This is a genomic window from Cycloclasticus pugetii PS-1 (assembly GCF_000384415.1).
GTDB classification, from domain to species: domain Bacteria; phylum Pseudomonadota; class Gammaproteobacteria; order Methylococcales; family Cycloclasticaceae; genus Cycloclasticus; species Cycloclasticus pugetii.
Genome location: NZ_ARVU01000001.1, coordinates 2,019,369 through 2,040,013 on the forward strand (window position 1 = coordinate 2,019,369; position 20,645 = coordinate 2,040,013).

16 protein-coding genes are annotated in these 20,645 nt (G+C 43.2%); 9 read left to right on the forward strand and 7 right to left on the reverse strand.

Going from position 1 to position 20,645, the window contains the following annotated elements; all coding sequences use genetic code 11:
• Positions 1-11 precede the first annotated feature (11 nt).
• Positions 12-2,690 (reverse strand): pyruvate dehydrogenase (acetyl-transferring), homodimeric type, encoded by a 2,679-nt coding sequence (gene aceE / locus CYCPU_RS0109880; RefSeq protein WP_015006711.1) that lies wholly within the window; start codon positions 2,688-2,690, stop codon positions 12-14.
• 224 nt (positions 2,691-2,914) lie between these two features.
• Here aceE and CYCPU_RS0109885 point away from each other — a divergent pair, with 224 nt between their 5' ends.
• Positions 2,915-3,865 carry a DUF4124 domain-containing protein gene (locus CYCPU_RS0109885; protein WP_015006712.1) on the forward strand — a complete coding sequence of 317 codons (951 nt, stop codon included), beginning with the start codon at positions 2,915-2,917 and terminating at the stop codon, positions 3,863-3,865.
• Here CYCPU_RS0109885 and argB read toward each other — a convergent pair.
• From argB to coaBC, 4 genes are read right to left on the reverse strand one after another with little or no spacing between them, the layout of a single operon-like run.
• A complete protein-coding gene (gene argB, locus CYCPU_RS0109890) occupies positions 3,862-4,755 on the reverse strand; it encodes an acetylglutamate kinase (RefSeq protein WP_015006713.1) in 894 nt (297 codons plus the stop codon). The two genes, CYCPU_RS0109885 and argB, sit on opposite strands and share 4 nt — an antisense overlap.
• A gap of 38 nt (positions 4,756-4,793) precedes the next feature.
• Entirely contained in the window at positions 4,794-7,175 is a 2,382-nt protein-coding gene (locus CYCPU_RS12160) for a phosphomannomutase/phosphoglucomutase (protein ID WP_020162610.1), read from the reverse strand.
• A 3-nt stretch (positions 7,176-7,178) separates the two neighbouring features.
• Positions 7,179-7,634 (reverse strand): dUTP diphosphatase, encoded by a 456-nt coding sequence (dut, locus tag CYCPU_RS0109900; protein WP_015006715.1) that lies wholly within the window; start codon positions 7,632-7,634, stop codon positions 7,179-7,181.
• Positions 7,615-8,823, reverse strand: coding sequence for a bifunctional phosphopantothenoylcysteine decarboxylase/phosphopantothenate--cysteine ligase CoaBC (gene coaBC, locus CYCPU_RS0109905; protein WP_020162611.1), 1,209 nt, complete (start codon positions 8,821-8,823; stop codon positions 7,615-7,617). Before coaBC ends, dut begins: the two co-directional genes overlap by 20 nt.
• A 95-nt stretch (positions 8,824-8,918) precedes the next feature.
• Between coaBC and radC the strand changes: the two genes are divergently transcribed.
• From radC to rpmG, 3 genes are all read left to right on the forward strand, one after another.
• A complete protein-coding gene (radC, locus tag CYCPU_RS0109910; protein WP_020162612.1) occupies positions 8,919-9,593 on the forward strand; it encodes a RadC family protein in 675 nt (224 codons plus the stop codon).
• 104 nt (positions 9,594-9,697) lie between these two features.
• The gene (gene rpmB, locus CYCPU_RS0109915; RefSeq protein ID WP_015006718.1) at positions 9,698-9,934 is read left to right on the forward strand and encodes a 50S ribosomal protein L28; all 237 of its coding nucleotides are present in this window, start codon (positions 9,698-9,700) and stop codon (positions 9,932-9,934) included.
• A 10-nt stretch (positions 9,935-9,944) separates the two neighbouring features.
• On the forward strand, positions 9,945-10,100 hold the full coding sequence (rpmG, locus tag CYCPU_RS0109920; RefSeq protein WP_015006719.1) for a 50S ribosomal protein L33: 156 nt from the start codon (positions 9,945-9,947) through the stop codon (positions 10,098-10,100).
• Between the two features lie 69 nt (positions 10,101-10,169).
• Here the strand turns inward: rpmG and CYCPU_RS0109925 are convergent, their stop codons facing one another.
• Together CYCPU_RS0109925 and CYCPU_RS0109930 are read right to left on the reverse strand one after the other, a co-directional pair.
• Entirely contained in the window at positions 10,170-10,562 is a 393-nt protein-coding gene (locus tag CYCPU_RS0109925) for a Rieske (2Fe-2S) protein (protein ID WP_015006720.1), read from the reverse strand.
• Complete coding sequence (locus CYCPU_RS0109930) at positions 10,553-15,067, reverse strand: cyclic nucleotide-binding domain-containing protein (protein ID WP_020162613.1); 4,515 nt, start codon at positions 15,065-15,067, stop codon at positions 10,553-10,555. The genes CYCPU_RS0109925 and CYCPU_RS0109930 overlap by 10 nt, the downstream gene beginning before the upstream one ends.
• Before the next feature lie 211 nt (positions 15,068-15,278).
• Between CYCPU_RS0109930 and CYCPU_RS0109935 the strand changes: the two genes are divergently transcribed.
• From CYCPU_RS0109935 to pepN, 5 genes are read left to right on the forward strand one after another with little or no spacing between them, the layout of a single operon-like run.
• Positions 15,279-15,698, forward strand: a complete 420-nt coding sequence (locus CYCPU_RS0109935; protein ID WP_015006722.1) for a DUF6524 family protein — start codon at positions 15,279-15,281, stop codon at positions 15,696-15,698.
• Positions 15,699-15,709: 11 nt separating this feature from the next.
• Positions 15,710-17,083: a DegQ family serine endoprotease gene (locus tag CYCPU_RS0109940; RefSeq protein WP_020162614.1), complete on the forward strand. Its 1,374-nt coding sequence runs from the start codon at positions 15,710-15,712 to the stop codon at positions 17,081-17,083.
• A 5-nt stretch (positions 17,084-17,088) separates the two neighbouring features.
• Complete coding sequence (gene moaB / locus CYCPU_RS0109945) at positions 17,089-17,613, forward strand: molybdenum cofactor biosynthesis protein B (RefSeq protein ID WP_015006724.1); 525 nt, start codon at positions 17,089-17,091, stop codon at positions 17,611-17,613.
• Between the two features lie 6 nt (positions 17,614-17,619).
• Complete coding sequence (locus CYCPU_RS0109950) at positions 17,620-17,994, forward strand: DUF423 domain-containing protein (protein WP_020162615.1); 375 nt, start codon at positions 17,620-17,622, stop codon at positions 17,992-17,994.
• A gap of 4 nt (positions 17,995-17,998) precedes the next feature.
• Positions 17,999-20,635: an aminopeptidase N gene (gene pepN, locus CYCPU_RS0109955; protein ID WP_020162616.1), complete on the forward strand. Its 2,637-nt coding sequence runs from the start codon at positions 17,999-18,001 to the stop codon at positions 20,633-20,635.
• The last annotated feature ends 10 nt before the right edge of the window (positions 20,636-20,645 follow it).

Below are 20,645 nucleotides of genomic sequence, written 5' to 3' on the forward strand. Positions count from 1 at the left end.
TATCGCTCGCTCTACACTAACCATGGCGCAGGTTTTTCAGTGTCTATTTCATATTTTTCTATGGCCTGCTGAACAACCTCAGCCTTAATTTGCCCTAAGTCTACCAGCGCATTTAGTGCGGTAATGGCAACATAATAACGATCAACTTCAAAGAAACGACGTAGGTTCTCACGGGTGTCTGATCGACCGAAACCATCTGTACCCAATATTGAACAATGCTTGCGAATAAATGGGCGAATTGAATCTGCTAATAAACGCACATAGTCTGTCGACACAATAACGGGGCCTTGACGTTCATTTAAACATTCAGACACATAAGGTATCCGTTTTTCTTGCGTTGGTTTCAAGCGGTTTTCACGCTCACAGGCTTGTCCCTCGCGGGCCAGCTCCGTAAAACTGGTACAACTCCACAAATCAGCTTCAACACCCCAATCAGTTTTCAATAGTTCTGCCGCGGCAATCACTTCGTTAAAGATCGTACCAGAACCCAATAACTGCACACGCAGTTTGCTCTTCGAAGCCCCTTCTTTAAACAAGTACATGCCTTTAATAATGCCTTCTTCTGCACCGTCTGGCATTGCTGGGTGCGCATAGTTTTCATTCATAACCGTTAGGTAATAGAAAACATCTTCTTGCTCTTGGAACATGCGTTTTAAACCATCATGCGTGATGACGGCTAATTCATAATTGAACGTTGGATCATATGAAATACAGTTCGGCACAGATGAGGCCCATAACAAACTATGCCCATCTTCATGCTGAAGCCCTTCACCATTAAGTGTCGTACGCCCGGCTGTTCCGCCTAATAAGAAGCCACGTGCACGCTGATCAGCCGCAGCCCATATCAAGTCACCAATGCGCTGAAAGCCAAACATTGAGTAAAAAATATAGAACGGGATCATTGGCACATCACTGGTTGAGTAGGACGTACCTGCTGCAATCCAGTCACACATTCCACCGGCCTCATTGATGCCCTCTTGCAATACTTGACCGTTCTTATCTTCTTTATAAAACATCAGCTGATCTGAGTCTTGTGGTGTGTACAACTGACCCACGTGCGACCAAATACCTAACTGACGGAATAAGCCTTCCATACCAAACGTACGCGACTCATCTGGCACGATAGGCACGATACGTTTACCAATCTCTTTATCTTTCAACAAAATGTTTAATAACCGAACAAAAGCCATCGTGGTGGAAATTTCACGGCCTTCCGATGTCCCTTTCATCATCGGCTCAAATACGGCTAAGTCTGGAATCGTTAAAGACTCTGACTTTTCACGACGCGCAGGTAAGTAGCCGCCTAAATCTTCGCGCTTCTTCTTCATGTACTCTTGTTCTGCCGAGCCCTCAGGAAAAGTAAGATAGGCAAGATTATCAACATCTTCATCAGAAATCGGCAGCTCAAATTTATCTCTAAAGTGAAGCAATGAGTTATGACTCATCTTCTTCTGCTGGTGCGTGGTATTTTGCGCCTGACCTGACTCACCCATGCCATAACCTTTGATGGTTTTTGCTAGGATCACAGTCGGTCTATTTGTTTCTTTGCAAGCTGCATCATACGCAGCATATACTTTAGCGGGATCATGTCCACCACGATTCAAATCCCAAATATCTTTATCGGACCAGTCAGCCACCATTGCTTTTAGCTCTGGCGTATTAAAGAAGTTCTCACGAACATAAGCCCCATCTTTGGCCTTCATTGTTTGGTAGTCACCATCAACGCACTCCATCATACGTTTACGTAGATGACCTTCAGTATCACGTGCTAACAGGGCATCCCAACGATTACCCCAAACAACTTTAATGACATTCCAGCCAGCGCCTCTAAACTCTGACTCTAGTTCTTGAATAATTTTCCCATTACCTCGAACCGGCCCATCTAGTCGCTGTAAATTACAGTTGATAACAAATACCAAATTATCAAGATTTTCACGACCAGCCATACCAATGGCACCTAAGGATTCTGGCTCATCGGTTTCACCATCGCCCAAAAACGCCCAGACTTTTCTCTCTGAGGTTTTAGCAAAACCTCGGTCTTCCAAGTATTTCAAAAAGCGCGCTTGGTAAATCGACATGATCGGCCCCAAGCCCATTGAAACCGTTGGGAATTGCCAAAAATCGGGCATTAACCAAGGGTGCGGATAAGATGACAAACCACCACCATCAACTTCTTGACGGAAACCGTCCATCTGCTCTTCGCTCAAACGACCCAGCATAAATGCACGTGCATAAATCCCAGTTGCTACATGTCCTTGCACATAGACTAAGTCTCCGCCATGCGTTTCACTCGCTGCGTGCCAAAAATGATTATAACCTACATCATATAAAGTGGCTGATGATGCAAAGCTGGCAATATGCCCACCAACATTAGTATTTTTATTCGCTCGAAGCACCATCACCATGGCATTCCAACGAACATACGAACGAATTTTATGCTCTAAGGTTCTATCACCAACATATTGCGCTTGTTCTGCAATCGATATCGAATTGATATACGCCGTTGCAGCGCTAAACGGGATATCCGCTCCTGCAGATCTGGTTCTCTCTATCAATGTTTCAAGTAAAAAATGGGCGCGATCTTTACCCTCATGTTCAATGACCGCCTCAAGTGCCTCAAGCCACTCGTTGGTTTCTTGCGGATCCGTATCATTCGCATCGGCGATGAAAGGGAAGTTATCGGTAGGCATACATACTCCAAAATGAATCAAATATTAAAAAAACCAGCATCTGTTTACATTCCCACAAATACCACTTTCTAAACTATACTCACTAACAGGCACATTCGTTATATAACGAAAAATGGCATATAACCATAATGAATGTTATTCACTCTGATACCTAAGTTTTCAGTCTATGCCTATGATAACCATTAATTGATTTAATCTTCAAAAAAAATAGACCTTTAATTCCCATGAGAAAAAAAAACCGTTTAATTTTATCCATCCTTTTATTGACTCTCTCAAACCCAACCTTTGCTGGAAAACTATATAAGTGGGTTGATAAGAATGGAAACGTATCCTTTTCGGACAAAGTGCCACCTGAAGAATCAAGGCGAGAACGAGAAGAACTAAATGAAGAAGGCCGCACCATCGCTGTAAAAGATGCTGCTAAAACCCCGGAAGAAATTCAGCGCCTGAAAGAAATCAATCACTTACAAGCCTTACAAAAAGAGCTCTTACAGTCACAATTGGCTAAAGATAGCGCTTTATTAAAAACATTTCGCTCAGAAGAAGATATCGACACGCTGGCAAACAGCAAACTTGAGATGCTTGATTCACATATAACAATCGCTACAAGTCAGTCTGAGACACTTAAAAAACAACTTATTCTTCACCAAGCGGCGGCTGCAAATTTCGAACGTTCAGGAAAAAAAATACCGCAAAAAAACCTTTCTAACATTCAGTCTGCTCAAGCACAATTTGATAAAAATCAACAAGAAATCGCTGACTTTAAATTACAAAAAACACAGTTAAGCGAACAACTCGCGAACGATAAATTACGCTTCAACGTATTAAAAACTCATTCAGTTGAAACACCTACCATTGATTCAGAAACCATTCCTAGCCTCTTTCTAGGCCAGTTAACATGTGACGCAAATACCTGCGAAACACTATGGGACAAAGCATCATCCTTTATCACTGACGCTGGCGCTACCATTGTGTATCGCTCGGATGAACTCATCCTTACCAGGACACCAAGGCTTAGCAAAGACATCGGCCTTTCATTAACTAAAGTTAACAATAAAGCCGAACTAAATATTATGCTGGATATCCGTTGTGCTAATTCAAAAGGCGGAAAAGCTACCTGTAAAAGCGAACAAACTGCCCAGCTCATCGAGCAATTTAATCAGCTAACACCTTAACTTCTAACCAGTAAAGTACCCATACCTTTATCAGTTAATAGCTCTAGCAAAACAACATGTGGAACACGCCCATCAATAATGTGGGCGCTGTTCACACCACCATTCAGCGCATCCATCGCACATCGAATTTTTGGTAGCATGCCACCAAAAATGGTGCCATCGTCTATCAACTTATTTACCTCATCAATAGACAAGCCTGTTAATAATTCACCTTCCTTACTTAGCAAGCCTGATGTATTGGTCAACAACAACAGCTTTTCTGCAGATAAAATTTCGGCCATTTTCCCCGCAACAAGATCCGCATTTATATTGTAAGAAGCCCCATCCTTACCCACGCCAATAGGCGCAATAACAGGAATAAAATCACCTTGAACCAGCATATCAACAACTGCAGAGTCAATGCTATCAACATGACCAACATGTCCCATATCTATCAGCTCTGAAGCCTCTTCTGTTGCTGCTTCTTTACTAGAAATTTTCTTCGCTCTTATTAAGTCACCATCTTTACCTGTTAGGCCAACAGCTGAGCCTCCATGCTGATTGATAAGACTTACAATTTCTTTATTAACTAAACCGCCAAGCACCATCTCAACAACATCCATCGTGTCACTATCTGTCACGCGAATACCATCTACGAATTGGCTTTTCATACCCAATTTTTCGAGATGACGACCAATCTGTGGTCCACCACCATGAACAACAACCGGGTTTAAACCCACCTGCTTTAGCAACACAATATCTCGTGCAAAACCACTTTTTAAGTCTTCGTCCACCATGGCGTTTCCGCCATATTTGATGACAATGGTTTTACCCGAGAATTTTTGAATATACGGAAGCGCCTCACTTAAAACGTGCGCTGTCTGAATTGGATCAATTTTATTATTTTCCATCATGCCTCATCTACAAATCATATTGATAAATAGTACGGTTAAAAAGGTAACGCTATGTCCGCATTAATTTTCAACATTTGTTCTCTAAATACATCTTTTATACGCTCTAACGACACCTCATTATCCGCTTCAAAGCGCAATACTAACGAAGGCGTTGTATTCGATGCTCTGACCAGCCCCCAACCATCTTTAAATTCAACACGGATACCATCAATGGTAATAACCTTAGCTTCGTCAAAGGTTGCCTGAGACTGCAATTTTTCAACAAAACTGAAGTTTTCACCTTCTGCCAAACTAATATTTAATTCGGGGGTGCTCACACTGTCAGGTAGTTCTGCAAAAATCTCGGCTGTTGACCTAAACTCTGCTGTCACAATTTCTAATAGTCGTGCGGCGGTATATAAAGCATCATCAAAACCAAACCAACGCTCTTTGAAAAAGATATGCCCGCTCATCTCACCTGCAAGCTCTGCTTTAGTCTCTTTCATTTTAGCTTTAATCAGTGAATGCCCTGTTTGCGACATAATGGGCTTCCCGCCATGTTTGGCAATTACTTTGGCAAGGTTCCGTGTACATTTCACATCATAAATAATGTCCGCGCCTGCTTGTCTAGATAGCACATCAACCGCGTACAACATCATTTGCCTATCCGGCCAGATAATATTGCCATCCGAGTCAACCACGCCTAAACGATCGCCATCGCCATCAAAAGCTAAACCCAGCTCCGCCTCTTCCTCACGCACCTTGTCGATCAGCGTTTGTAAATTCTCTGGCTTGCTCGGGTCGGGATGATGGTTTGGGAAATTACCATCAATCTCACAATACAACGGAATCACTTCACAGCCTAACGTCGACAGTAGCATTGGGGCAGCCTCTCCAGCCACTCCATTACCGCAATCGACCACTACTTTCATCATTCTGCCTAAACGAACATCGCCAGTAATAGCACCAATATATTCAGGTAACATCATTTGCTCTTGGTAAGCGCCTTCACCAGTTTCCAAGTTATCTTGCTGAATGCGTTGATATAACTGCTGAATTGCCTCGCCTGACAACGTATTACCCGCAATAACAATTTTCAAGCCATTATAATTTGCTGGGTTGTGGCTACCCGTTATCATTACCCCTGATTGAGTGTCTAGCTGATGGGTTGCAAAATACAAGACGGGGGTTGGGACTTGGCCAACATCTATCACATTACACCCCGCAGCTTGTATGCCCTTGGATAGTGACTCGCTAAGCCTTAGACTGTGCAGCCGGCCATCACGAGCAATCGCTATAGTCTGCTGACCTACACTTAACGCTTCGCTAGCAATCGCACGTCCAATCAAAAACACACCCTGTTCTGTCAATGTCTTATCAACAATCCCTCTAATATCATATGCCCTAAAAATAGACTGCGGCACTTCGGCTTGGGTTACCACATCAATTACATCGTCTTTCATAAAAATTGGACCTGATGTTGAGTCACCCGCATCAACACTTTCTTCCTTAATGCTATCGACGATTTGTTTATGTTCACGCGCCTCATCTTCTGGTGGGGAAATATCATCATCTTTCAAAACCAGCGGCTTTTTAGACGCCTTGCTTGTGCTTTGCTTTATCACCTCAACCCATTCTCGACATTTATCTTTATGTTTCACAAGGGCAAGCAACACCCCTGCAAGCAGCACCATTACCAATGCTCCAACAAGGTAGGTAAACAACTCTGCTTTAGTAATAGGCGCTGCTAACGCTTGCCTTTTTATACTTATGCGCCAATGCGTTCCTGCTACTGGCACACTGCCAATACTCTCACCCATCTGATGCATTGAAGCGCCATCACCAACAAGCTTCAACGCACCTTGCTTAAGCGTTAAAAAACCCTCTTTTTCACTGCCTATGGCCACACTAAATGCCGTCTGTATGGCCGGCACCTCAAATGCGCCGAGCATCACTGCTCGCAGTGTCTCGCCGTCTAATACAGGTAGTGCTATTACAACATGTTGATGGTCTGTCTCCATCATATGAACTTCTGGCATTTGAGCTTTCTTTGATGACTCTACTTTTCTAATTAGATCCAGCGTTGCATAGCCCAAGGGCGGCTTACTCGTCGGATCAACCTGCATCAGGTCCGGCTTAACAACTCGTAACGATACGATGTCATCTATCAACGCTGCTTGTGCTGCCACCCAATTTGTTGCCGCTGTTTCACCGCCGTCCAAGCCTTCAATCAAAGCTGGTGCTTTCGCCACATCCTCTAGGGCCTGACGCCACGCCCTTACTTTTGCTGATAAAGTATCACTCGCCTTTTCTGTCCGCTTGGTTAACTGTTCGGCTTGCTCAATATTTTGTTGGTCAATCTGACCGAGGTAAACATAGCCCGCACCACCCAAAGCAATAACAAGCAACATCAGCACAAGTATTGTTTTATTTATCATTTTTTACCCTTGTCCTGTATGGCCAAAACCACCTTCGCCACGATGGCTGTTATCAAAATGATCTACTTGCTCAAACTCAACTTGTTCCACAGGCACAAAAACCAATTGTGCAATCCGGTCCCCAACCTCAATATTAAAGGCCGTATCACCGCGGTTCCAACATGAAACAAATAACTGTCCTTGATAATCAGAGTCAATTAAACCAACTAAATTACCCAATACTATGCCATGTTTATGCCCCAAACCTGATCTAGGTAGGATGACTGCCGCCAAATTAGCATCGCTGATATGAATGGCCATTCCGGTTGGAATTAACGTTGTTTGCCCAGGCTTCACCAATAACGATTCATCCAAACATGCACGTAAATCCAACCCCGCAGAACCACTTGTTGCATATTCCGGTAAAGGAATTGATTGACCTAAACGATCATCCAGTAATTTAAGTTGTATTTTTTTCATGGTACCTTTTTGCTATTAATGTCACTAATTCACGAGCCAATTCAGACTTAGGCATGTAGCCGAGCTCTTGCTCACCACCTTTCCAGTAGACCGATAAGGCATTATTTTCACTGTTAAAACCAACGTTTTTCCGGCCCACCCAATTTGCCGCAATCATATCCAACGATTTTTTTTCTAACTTGCCTTTAGCATACGCTTCTAAGTTATCCGTTTCTGCCGCAAAACCAACACAAAACGTTGCGCTGCCTTGTGTTGCGACACTGGTCAAAATGTCTGTTGTTTTAACCAGAGTTAGCTGCATCTGCGATGCGTTTTTCTTTATCTTATTCTCGGCAATTTCAACTGGGGTGTAATCCACAACTGCAGCTGAGGCAATAAAGATATCGGCTTGCGCCGACCTTGAAAGCACAGCATCCGCCATCTCGCGCGCACTCACCACATCAATTCGTTCCACACCAGACGGTGTTGGCATATATACAGGTCCCGCCACTAACGTCACGTGCGCACCTGCCTCTACACAGGCTTGCGCCAATGCAAAGCCCATTTTCCCAGAACTGTGATTACTGATATAGCGAACAGGATCAATGTTTTCTCTTGTTGGCCCTGCGTTTAATAAAACATTTAACCCTGCCAACTCACCTGTTTGGAAATGTTCGACAACGGCTTGCGCCAAATCTTCCGGTTCGAGCATTCGCCCTAAGCCAACCTCACCACAGGCTTGCACGCCTTCGCCTGGCCCTAAAATAACCACGCCTTGAGACTCAAGCTGACGGAGATTGTTTTGTGTATTTTGATCATCAAACATCGCACGATTCATTGCTGGCGCCAACATCACTGGTTTTTCTGTTGCCAGCAAAAGCGTTGTCAACAAATCATTCGCCATACCGGAAGCTAAGCGAGCAATAAAGTCTGCGCTGGCTGGCGCCACTAAAATCACATCAGCCCAACGAGCCAGGTTAATATGCCCCATACCTGCTTCTTCTTCGACATCCATCAATTGAGTATGCACCGGCAAGCCTGACAACGCCTGAAACGTTAACGGGGTAATAAATTCTGTTGCCGCTGGGGTCATCACAACACGCACCTCAGCACCCATATTTTGACATTGGCGCAAAATTTCGGCGGCCTTATAAGCGGCTATTCCGCCCGTCACGCCCAATAACACACGCCGATACTGTAATTCATTCACAATATTTTCTGCATCTTTATTAAGTAATACCCCATTATGTCACACAACACGATATATTCTATGATCCAAGCCACTATCATTATCAAGGATTGATTATGTCTATTACTGACTGGCCTGAATTGGAAAGGCCCCGTGAAAAATTATTAAGTCGAGGCGCCGCCTCACTGTCCGATGCAGAACTTCTCGCCATTTTCTTACGTACAGGCACTCAAGGCTTGACCGCCGTAGACGTATCTCGCCGCCTTCTAAAGCAATTTGGCTCATTAAACTCGCTGATGCACGCATCGCAACCTGAGTTTTGTCAGGGGCATGGGTTGGGTAAGGCTAAATATGCACAATTGCAAGCCGTGCTAGAAATGGCACGTCGATATTTACACGAAAATATCCGCCATAAAAACGCGCTCAACACCCCCGATGACACCAAACAGTTCTTAAAAAGCAAACTAGCTCATCAGCAAAGAGAGGTATTTGCTTGTCTCTATTTGGACACCAAGCACCACGTTCTTGCCTTTGAAGAATTATTCTTTGGCACTATTGATGGTGCTAGTGTACACCCACGAGAAGTTGTTAAAGGCGCACTTGCTAACAATGCCGCAGCAGTTATTTTTGCTCACAACCACCCATCAGGGAATCCAACACCCAGTCAAGCCGATATACAGATTACCCACCAACTAATCGAGGCATTAAAGTTAATCGATATTCGCGTTTTAGACCATTTAATCATCGGCAGCGGCGATGCCTCCTCACTCGCTGAACTAGGCCACATCTAAGAATAGAAACGAATTTTTTCTTTACTCAATTATCATATTCTGGTATAAATTCGCACCGTTTCGCAGTAAGTTGCCAATCAATTAATTTTAATAGAGGTTTTATCATGTCTAAAGTATGCCAAGTCACTGGCAAGCGCCCTATGTCGGGAAACAATGTTTCTCACGCGAAAAACAGAACTCGTCGTCGCTTTGAGCCGAATCTTCATCACCACCGTTTTTGGGTAGAAAGCGAAAATCGTTTTGTTCGCTTACGCGTTTCAGCAAATGGCATGCGTACAATTGACAAAAATGGCATCGACGCTATTTTGGCCGACATTCGCTCACGTGGCGAAAAAGTTTAAGGACTGAAAAATGAGAGATAAAATTAAATTAGTTTCAAGCGCTAAAACAGGCCATTACTACACAACAACAAAAAACAAACGTAATATGCCAGAAAAAATGGAAATCAAAAAGTTTGATCCAACCATTAGACAGCATGTTATGTATAAGGAAGCTAAAATAAAATAAGTTTGAACCAATCAGCACTTAGCTTTCTGCACAGGCCATAGTCTGCGCAAAAATACCTTAAAAAGCCCGTCAAATTGACGGGCTTTTTTCGAGATCAAGTAATGCAATATAAGACATTCCGTCTTTTTCAATAAAGCTCAATGCCTTTAACCACTTCCCGTTACATGGCCCAGCAAAACACTCGCCATCTTGTGTTTTAAACATCGCCCCATGAATAGAGCATTGAATATATAAACCAGTTCGGCTTAAAAACTGGTCTGGCATCCAGTTCAATGGCGCCCCTGTATGGGGACAGTTATTCTTATACGCTCTCAGCGTCATGTCTTGCTCGCGCACAAAAAAACCACTGCAAGCACCTTTATCACCCAAGTCGACTTCAAATGCTCTGGAACTTAGGCTTGCTAGCGTTTCAACTTCAACCGCAGCCACATATTCAACACCATCTTTTTGTATTATTTCCACCAGCCCTTTTTCTTTTCTTTTTGTGTTTTCTCAGGAAGCACTTCTTGGTTTGCTAACGTTTGCATCGTCAAGATCTTTTTCTTCAGCGCCAAATTCATTTTTTCACTATTTTCTACTTTTAGCTGCATTGCTTGGATATCTTTTTCTGTTTGCTCCCGAACTAAATCTAGCTCTGACTGAAGTGCTTTAAGAGCATTTTTCTCTTCTTCACTGGGTTCTTCTACTACATCGCTAGAGGATGTCTCTAGTTTTATCTCAAGATCCAGCAACATAGTTGACGCCTCATCTAACTGTTTTTCCAACTCTTTTATTCGTTTTTCTGCTGGACCACTCTCGATCGCACTAGACGCATTTCTTTCCATCTTTTCAAGTTGATGCTTCAACTCATTATTGTTGTTATTAATATCCGCCAGCTTCTCTTCCAGGGCCGCTTTTTCGTGCTTATCGGTCTCAAGTGAGCTCATTAGCTGATCTAATCTTTTTAATGTTTCTTTCTCTGCATTTTGTGCCGTTAATAGTTGCTCAGTTAACTGAGCAGTTTTTTCATCTGCATCATTATGCGCCTCGATCAACTGTTCTTTTTCCACTTTAAGGCTTTTTAGCGATTGCTCCAGCTCAGCCATTTTTTGCTGTGATACGTTAACAACCTTATCACCCGATAATTTAAGTTGCTCTAACTCTGATAAGGCGACGCGCATTTCTTCTTTTTCACCAACCTTGGAAGATAAGTTTGTTTCCGCTTTTTGTAGAGCAATACGCTCTTTTTGGAGGTCATTTTCTGTCTGCTGAAGCTGGTTTTCTAACGCCTTTAACCGCTCTTCAAACATCCGTTCTTTATCTTGCTGTTTTGACACTTGTAGAGCTAAAGCATTGTTCAGTTCCTCACAACGCTGCTCAGCGCTATCCGCTAAAGTGCTCATCGCTTTATGCGCCTTTTTAGACGTCAACAACTCTTCTTCCAGTTCTTTTTTTAGCGATACAAACTCATCCATCTCAGTTTGTTTTAACTCAACCGTTCGTGTTAATTCCACAGACTCATTGCGCGCTTTTTCTAGCTGCACCAATAATTCTCGTTGATCACCCGTAGCACTCGATAAAACTGCTTCTGCATCAAATAGTTTCTGTTGCAACTCTTCTTTCTCAGCTTGTACTGACATCAACTGCCCTTCGCTAAGCTCCTGCTGCTGTTTGACTTTTTTTAGCTCTGTGTCCAACTTGTCAAGTTGTTGAACATGAGCTTCATCGAGCTGTCGCGTCTGTTCGAGCAATGACTCTTCTAATGCTTTCAACTGGCCTTTGAGCTGCTCTAACGAGTCTGCTAATTTAGCATTCTTAGCATCCTTTTCTTGGATGATCATTTTCGTTTCTTGACGCTCTTGAGACAGCTCTGCGGTGACTTTTTGTTGCTCAATCAACAGACTATCAAGCTGAGATTTAGTGACTAATGACGCTTGCTCTGCAGCTTCTTTTTCTGACGCTAATTTATTAAGTTCCTGCGCGCTTTCAGCCTCAGCTCTTTGCAGCATGTCCAACTCGGCTTCAAGCATATCGGCCTTTTGTTGTAACTGCCTAACATCACCCTCTTTTTCCTTAGTCAACGAATTAAACTCTACGTTTCTTTCTTGAAGTTTTGATTCGGCCTGCTGTAGCAACTTCGTTAAACGTAATACTTCAGCTTCTCCGCCTTCACGCAGCTCTTCAAGCTTTTCTTGCGATTCATCTAACTGTTTGCTTAATTGTTGCTGCTCACCCTGCCTCTGCGCCAACTGTTTTTCCAAGGCTATTAGGCTTTTTTGGATAGCTTCCTTTTCACTCACTTCGCGATTCAGTTGCAGCTCAACATCTTGTTGCGTTGTTAGTGCTACTTTGGCATCATTTTGCGCCTCGGCAAGGCGCTTCTTCAACTCACTCTCTAACGACTCTTTGCCTGAGCTTATTTCACTCAGAGAGCTTTCTAGGGCAATCACCTGCTGACGTAGTTTTATCGCTTCTTTTTCAAACTGTTCTGTTCGAGCCTCTGATTCATTAAGCGACTCAGCCAACGCCTTTTCTGCTTGCGATTTTTGTTGTTTAAGACTGTCAACCTCTGTTAAGTAGTTATCTTCGTTACTCTTTAGCTCATCGGTCAATTCTCGCAATTCATTTAACTGTTCAGCTAAAACTGTTTTTTCAGCCAACACATTCGATAAATGACTGTCCGACTGTGCTAGCTTTTCTTCTAAAGCAGCTTCCTCAGCATTCATTGCAACAGACTGTTCACGCCATTCAGCCAACAGCGTATCTTTTTCTAACACAGCGGACTCTAGGTCCTCTCGTTCTTGACTAAACGCCTCAAGTTTTTTCTCTGCCGTTTCTAATACCTTCGTCAAAGCCTCAAGTTTAGTTGTCTTTTCATGCAGGGTTTGGTCGTACCCCCTGCTTTTCTCTTTCAATGATTCACAGGTTTCCGCCAAGACGCCTAACGCCTCTGTTTGCTTTTCTAACGCTGTATCTTTTTCTTCTACTTGTTGTGTTAACGCGTTTATATCGCTTTCAAGCTCTTGGCGACGCGCATCAGCCTCTGCTTTATTTTTTTCTATCGCATCGTTTTGCTTTTCTTTTAACTGCTCTAGTTCATGCCTAGTCTGTGAAAGTTGGCTCTCTAATTGTGTTTGCAACTGGCCCGAGCTCTTTATAGTCGAACGCATTTCAGACAATTGGGAATTTAACTGCTGAATTTGATTATCTTTCTCTAAGTTAGCCGCTTCCTTATCATTAATCCGCTGTTTATTTTCTTCTTCCAGTTTAGTTTGAGATTTAAGTAACCCGCCCATTTCGCGCTCAGTCGCCTCTACTTTTTCTTCCAAGGCCTTTTTTTGGTTTCTTAATTCGATGGCTTCTTGTTTTGCCATCGCCAACGTTTCCTTAAACGTTGTTGTCGTTTCTGCCTCTCGAGTATTAATATCACTGATCGTTCGTTTAAGCTCATCGAGCTCCTTATCCTTCGCCTTAATGTCTTCGCCTAACAGGCTAAGCGATTCACGAGAACTCTCCATCGCTTGCTGCGCCTTATCCAGCGCTAGGGCTTTATCTTCCAGTTCTTTTGAAAGCTGCAAACCTGCTTCTTTTTCAGCAAGCAGCGCCTGGCTCATTTCCACCTCACGGTCACCATGACCATTGCGCAGCGCTAGCAGCTCGTCTGACACACGCTTTGATGATAATTGCAGCTCAGCGACTAGGGCTGCTTGTTGCTCATATTGTTGCTGTAAGCCCCTACGCTCTAACTCAAGCTTATTAGACCTTTCATTTGATTGCGCGCATAATTTTTCAAGCTCTGCTATTTTACGTTGCGCCTCTTCTAACTGCTTAGCATTCAAACTGTCAGCATTACTAACCGTCGCACCTTGATTCTCATTTGATGTTGTCGCAACGGCTGATAACGGCACCTCTTTTAAGGACAATTCTGGTGCCTTTTTCTTGCTCTTACTGGTAGACCTGCTAGCGATTCCTCCTTTCAAAATCAGCGCATTAAAACCAAACTTCAATAGTAGAAATGCTGCGGCCTCACTGGTTCGACCATTGGAGCAGACCAATACTTGTAATTGATCGTGACGCAATTCAGCGATTTTCATTCGTAACGAAAAGAAGGGGATATTTACACTGCCGTCAATATGATCATCAACATATTCATCGACCCCTCTTACATCTAACCAATTAGCACCCGCACTGACTTTTTCCTGCCCTTCTTGAAAGTTTACATATTGTAATACTGGCTCTTTAACCAACTTGATGAAGTTAGCTTTTGATAGGCGAAGCATTTGCCCCTTGCCTTTCATTTGAACCGTTACATTCCTTGGGTTGCCTGATAGCAGCGCATCTTCGCCAAAAGCATCACAGCTATGTAACTCACCCAACTTGATTAACCGCGCACCTTCAGAAGGCTGACGTATCAATTCACAACTACCTGTTTTAATGATGTAATAAAAATCCGCCTCATCCCCTTGTTTAACAACAACCTCACCCGGTTCAAAAGCGACCTCTTCCATCTGCATCATTACTTTTTGTAAATTTGATGCGGGCAACCGTTGAAAGACCGGCGATTGCAACATCGTTGTCATCCAATCGCCACTATGGTCTTCAACGTCATCTACCAAATAGGTTTGCCCATTATCTTCGGGGTTATCCATATCCAGCATATAAGTAGGAACTCGCACAATCCTCGCTTTAGATTTCGTCACTGCTCGAACTTTACGGGGCAATTGGTGGGCGATTGCAAAACGCGCCACTTCCGAACCTGTTACGATGGTTTCCATTTCCATCTCACCGGCAAATAAGCTAATCATTCCGCTGATCAAATAGATAAACTCTTTAGCATCATCCCCTTGCTCAAATAACACCGTTCCCTTATCGCACTCTTCAATAAGACATTCATTGCAAATAGTCGAAAAGTGGCCGCTTGGTAAGGTGTTTAAAGGAATAAATTTCCTTAAAATATGTTGGTTATCTTGATGTGGTCTCACGCTCATTTAATTCGGTTTGATCAATTAATTATCTATATATACAACACAGTGTAGTGCATGCAATAAAAATGGTCTGATTTCAGCCATAGAAATTAGTGTTTTCCAATTACGTCACACTTGCTACGCTTTTTTCAAAACGCTTTTAAAGCGTTCGTAAAGAAGTTAGCATTTTCAGTTAGAATACGTCTCATCAAGGTGACTCATTAAGGATAATACATTGAAAACAAATCAGTTCTCGGCCACTAATTTTTTCATTCGTTTAGCCATTGCAACAGTACTCGTCTTTGCAAGCTACAACCCCGCTGGCTTATCTTATTACCATTGGGTCGTCACAAAAACACCCGATATAACACCCCTTATGGCACTTGCCGGGCTGATTTTAATAATTGGTTGGGTCATTTATATACGCGCCACTTTACGCTCCCTTGGTGCTATCGGCATTGCCTTGGCAATTGCTTTTTTTGGCACCATATTCTGGATGATTGTTGATTGGGGGCTTGTGCCAGCTGATAACATCGATGCGGTCACTTATATTATTCAATGTATTTTATGTTTTATTATGACAACAGGTATGTCTTGGTCACACATACGTCGTCGTATGAGCGGACAAGTTGACGCCGACGATGTAGATCAATAGCATAGAGGTTTATGATGTTAAGACTTAAACAATTTGTACTGATCGGTTTATTAGTCCTTGCTACGAGTTTACCTGCGCACGCTGCACTGCCTGCTTTTATAGGCGAAAAACCTCTGCCTAGCTTAGCGCCCGTTTTAGAAAAAGTAACACCTGCTGTTGTTAATATTGCCACTAGAAGTATGGTTCAACAGCACGAAAACCCTCTATTACAAGACCCTTTCTTTCGACGTTTTTTCCAGCTCCCCAACACACCAAGAAAGCGTTCCACGCAAAGCTTAGGTTCAGGCGTCATCGTCGATGCAAATAAAGGACTTATCATTACTAATCACCACGTTATTGATAAAGCCGACAAAATAACGGTGACTTTGCGCGATGGCCGCTCATTTAACGCCAACGTGGTCGGCAGCGACCCTGATTCTGACGTTGCGGTTATTCAAATTAAGGCCGATCGGCTCACCGATTTACACATCGCCAACTCTGACCATTTACGGGTTGGCGACTTTGTTATTGCCATAGGCAACCCGTTTGGCCTTGGGCAAACCGTCACTTCAGGTATTGTTAGTGCGCTTGGCCGCTCTGGCCTTGGGATTGAAGGTTATGAGGATTTTATTCAAACAGATGCGTCTATTAATCCTGGTAATTCTGGTGGCGCGTTAATTAACTTGAAAGGCGAACTGGTGGGGATTAACACCGCCATCCTGGCACCGAGCGGCGGCAATGTTGGTATTGGTTTTGCGATCCCTAGTAATATGGCCGTTAGCCTAAAAGACCAATTGGTTAAGTTTGGTAAAGTCAAACGTGGGCAGTTAGGTATTAGTGTTCAAGACTTAACCCCTGAACTGGCGAAAGCATTTAGTCTTAGGGTCAAACATGGCGTTATTATTAGCCAAGTTGCTGCCAACTCCCCAGCAGAAAAAGCCCGCTTACGCCCCGGCGATATTGTGTTAAGCATAAATGGCAAACCGATAAAAAATAGTGCCAGTTTACGTAACAGCCTAGGACTGCTAACTATTGGCGACAATGCCAAACTACAAATTTTACGTAACGGCAAGCAACTACCTGTCTCTATCACCATCGCTCAACATGAAGTGGTTTCTATCGATGGGGCGCGTATTCATAATCAATTGGTCGGGGTAACACTGTCTAACTTATCTGATGGTGACCAACTGTACAACATCAAACACGGCGTCAAAATTGCCGACGTCGCAACCAACTCTATTGCTTGGCTAAACGGTTTACGTAAAGGTGATATCATTAGCCAAGTAAACCGCATTCCCGTTCGTAACATCCTTGAACTAACCAATGCCATCAAACAACGTAGATCCAACTCGCTACTACTGAATATTCAACGCGGTAATAGTGCCTTCTTTTTACTTATTCGGTAGCCAAAATGCCCACAAATTCTCGTCAATTTATTCCACTTAATATCGCCATTATGGTGGTCTCAGACTCGCGTACAGAAGAAACCGACACTTCTGGAAAAACACTGGTTGATCGACTCGTCGATGCAGGCCACCAGTGTGCAGAAAAAGTTATTGTTATTGATGATATCTACCAAATTCGCGCAAAAATATCCGCTTGGATTGCCGACCCAGCTATTAATGCCATCATCACCACTGGCGGCACTGGCGTCACTGGCCGTGATGGCACGCCTGAAGCTGTAAAACCTTTACTAGATAAAGAATTGACAGGCTTTGGTGAAGTTTTTCGCACACTTTCATACGATGAAATAGGTACCTCAACCATGCAATCAAGAGCCATTGCTGGCGTTGCTAATGGACATTATATTTTTTGCGTACCCGGCTCATCAGGTGCTTGTAGAACCGCATGGGACAAATTAATTAGTGCACAGCTTGATTACCGCACACGGCCCTGCAATCTGGTTGAAGTAATGCCACGTTTACTAGAAAAGTAACACCTTATGAAAACCTTACCGTTTATCACCTTAGGGGCCTTCTTTGCTTTCTTGGCCGTAGTAATGGGAGCCTTTGGAGCACATGCTGTTAAAGGCAGCTTATCGCCTCATTATTTAGCCGTTTACCACACCGCTTCGGATTATCAAATGTGGCATGCCATCGGCCTGATTCTCATCGGCGTGTTACACCAAAACAATCCATCTAATTTATTACGCATAGCGGGTTGGTTTATGCTTGCCGGGATGCTAATTTTTTCTGGCAGCCTATACATCCTCAGCTTAACAGGCATCACCATTCTCGGCGCAATCACACCCATTGGTGGCGTTGCCTTGCTCATCGCATGGTTACTGTTTGCCTACCACTCCTTTAAATCAAAATAACCTTATGTCTACTTCCGAACAAAAAACTATTTACTTAAAAGACTATACCGTTCCTGAGTTCCTAATTAGCAAAACTGAGCTTCATTTTGACTTATCGGCTGACAAAACCCTTGTCAATTCTCGCCTCAATATTTACCGTAACCCTGATTGTAAAAAAACTAACCCTGATTTGGTATTAATGGGTGAAGAGCTAACGCTTATTGACCTTAAAGTTGATGGTGAAAGACTTCACCCTGAACACTATACACTCGATGATAAAACACTCACTATTCACAACCCTAGTGCTCGTTTTGTTTTAGAAATCAGCAATCACATCAACCCAAGCACCAATACAGCGCTTAGTGGTTTATATAAATCAAACACCATGCTCTGTACCCAGTGCGAGGCCGAGGGCTTTAGACGTATTACCTGGTTTTTAGATAGGCCAGACGTCATGTCTATCTTTAGCGTCACGATGGTGGCCGACAAAGATGAATACCCCGTTTTATTATCCAACGGCAACCGCACTGGTAGCCCAAACATTGCCCTAGCAGATAATAAACACGCTGCCCGTTGGCATGACCCTTTCCCCAAACCTAGCTATTTATTTGCGCTTGTCGCTGGAGATTTAGCTTGCTTAAAAGACTCTTTTACAACCTGTTCGGGGCGAGAGGTTGCGTTAGAAGTGTACGTCGAAGAGCATGATTTAGATAAGACGTCACATGCCATGCAGTCTTTAAAAAATGCCATGCGTTGGGATGAACAAGCCTTTGGTCGCGAATACGACCTTGATATCTATATGATTGTTGCTGTGAGCCATTTCAATATGGGGGCAATGGAAAATAAGGGCCTCAATATTTTCAACACAAAATATGTTTTGGCCAGTGAAAAAACCGCTACTGATGCCGACTTTGAAAATGTCGAAGCTGTCATTGGCCACGAATACTTCCATAACTGGTCCGGCAATCGCGTTACCTGTAGAGATTGGTTTCAACTGAGTTTAAAAGAAGGCTTTACCGTTTTTCGCGATCAACAGTTTACCGCCCATCAAACTTCTGAAGCGGTAAAACGTATTAAAGATGTCAATATGCTTCGCACACATCAATTTGCTGAAGATGCGGGGCCATTGTCACACCCTATTCGCCCCAGCTCCTTCGTTGAGATCAATAACTTTTACACCCTTACTATCTATGAAAAAGGTGCTGAAGTTGTGCGAATGCTTCATACATTGTTAGGTGAAACCGGCTTTAGAAAAGGCTGTGACTTATATTTCGAACGTTATGATGGACAAGCTGTCACCACCGAAGACTTTGTAACTGCCTTAGAAGATGCGAATAACGCCAACTTTGAGCAATTTAAACAGTGGTATAGTCAAGCAGGCACGCCGACGGTTACAGTAACAACAAGCTATAACCAAAACGAAAAAACCTACACCGTAAGTTTCGAACAACACAATAACTCCCCCTCAACTCAAGCCAATAAAGAGCCTCTAGCCATCCCCATTCGACTGGGTTTACTCGATGACAACGGCAAAGAATTTAACCTGCATGGCGAGCAAACATCAACGGTTCTTGAGTTAACTAAAGCGGAGCAATCATTTACTTTTACTGATATTAATACAGAGCCCACCCCCTCTATACTCCGTGGATTTTCAGCACCGATAAAACTGCAACAAACACTTAGCATTGAACAGAAAATCCATTTATTTCAACATGATAAAGATGCCTTTAATCGCTGGGAAGCAGGACAAAACTGCCTAAGCTATTTTATTTTTAAAACCATTGATGCGATACAGAACCATCATAAGGTACCGCCCTTACCCGATGAACTGGTGGGTACATTCCGTGCCATTTTGCAACAGCCTTTAGCAGATCTAGCTTATCAATCATTATTATTAAGCCTTCCAAGCAAAGCTTACCTGGCCGAACAAATGAGCACTATTGATATTGATGCCTTATACCAAGCACACCGCATTGTTAAGCAAACCTTAGCCTCATCTCTACAAGACCTATGGCTAGCACACTATCACGCTAATCATCACGTAGGCGCTGGCACCGATTCACAAAGTATTGCTCAACGGTCATTTAAAAACCTTTGTCTCGATTATTTAATGGCGTTAGAAACCGATGAGGTTCGTTCAATGTGTATTCAACAATTTGAAACGGCTCGGAACATGACCGATCAAATTGCTGCGCTAGCCGAATTAAGCCACCTCGATACCTCACTCAATGTGAGTTATTTTGATGCTTTTTATCAACAGTGGAAAAATGAAGACCTGGTCATCGACAAATGGTTCGCCTTGCAAGCTTGTTCAGAAAAAACCGACGCATTACACAGCGTAAAAAAGTTAACTCAGCACCCAGACTTCGACATGAAAACACCCAATCGAGTTCGGAGTGTGATTGGCGCTTTTGCCACAGCCAACCCTTTGCACTTTAACGCAATAGACGGCTCTGGGTATGAATTTGTAGCCGATAACATTCTTCTGCTGGACAGCATTAATCCTCAAGTGGCGGCTCGATTAGCTAATTCACTAAGCCACTGGAAAAAATTTGATAGTACGCGACAACAATTGATTAAGGCGCAACTATCGCGCATACAAGCTCATACACCACTGTCAAAAGATGTGTCTGAAATTGTTTCTCGTAGCCTAACCGCTTAATTCACTGGGC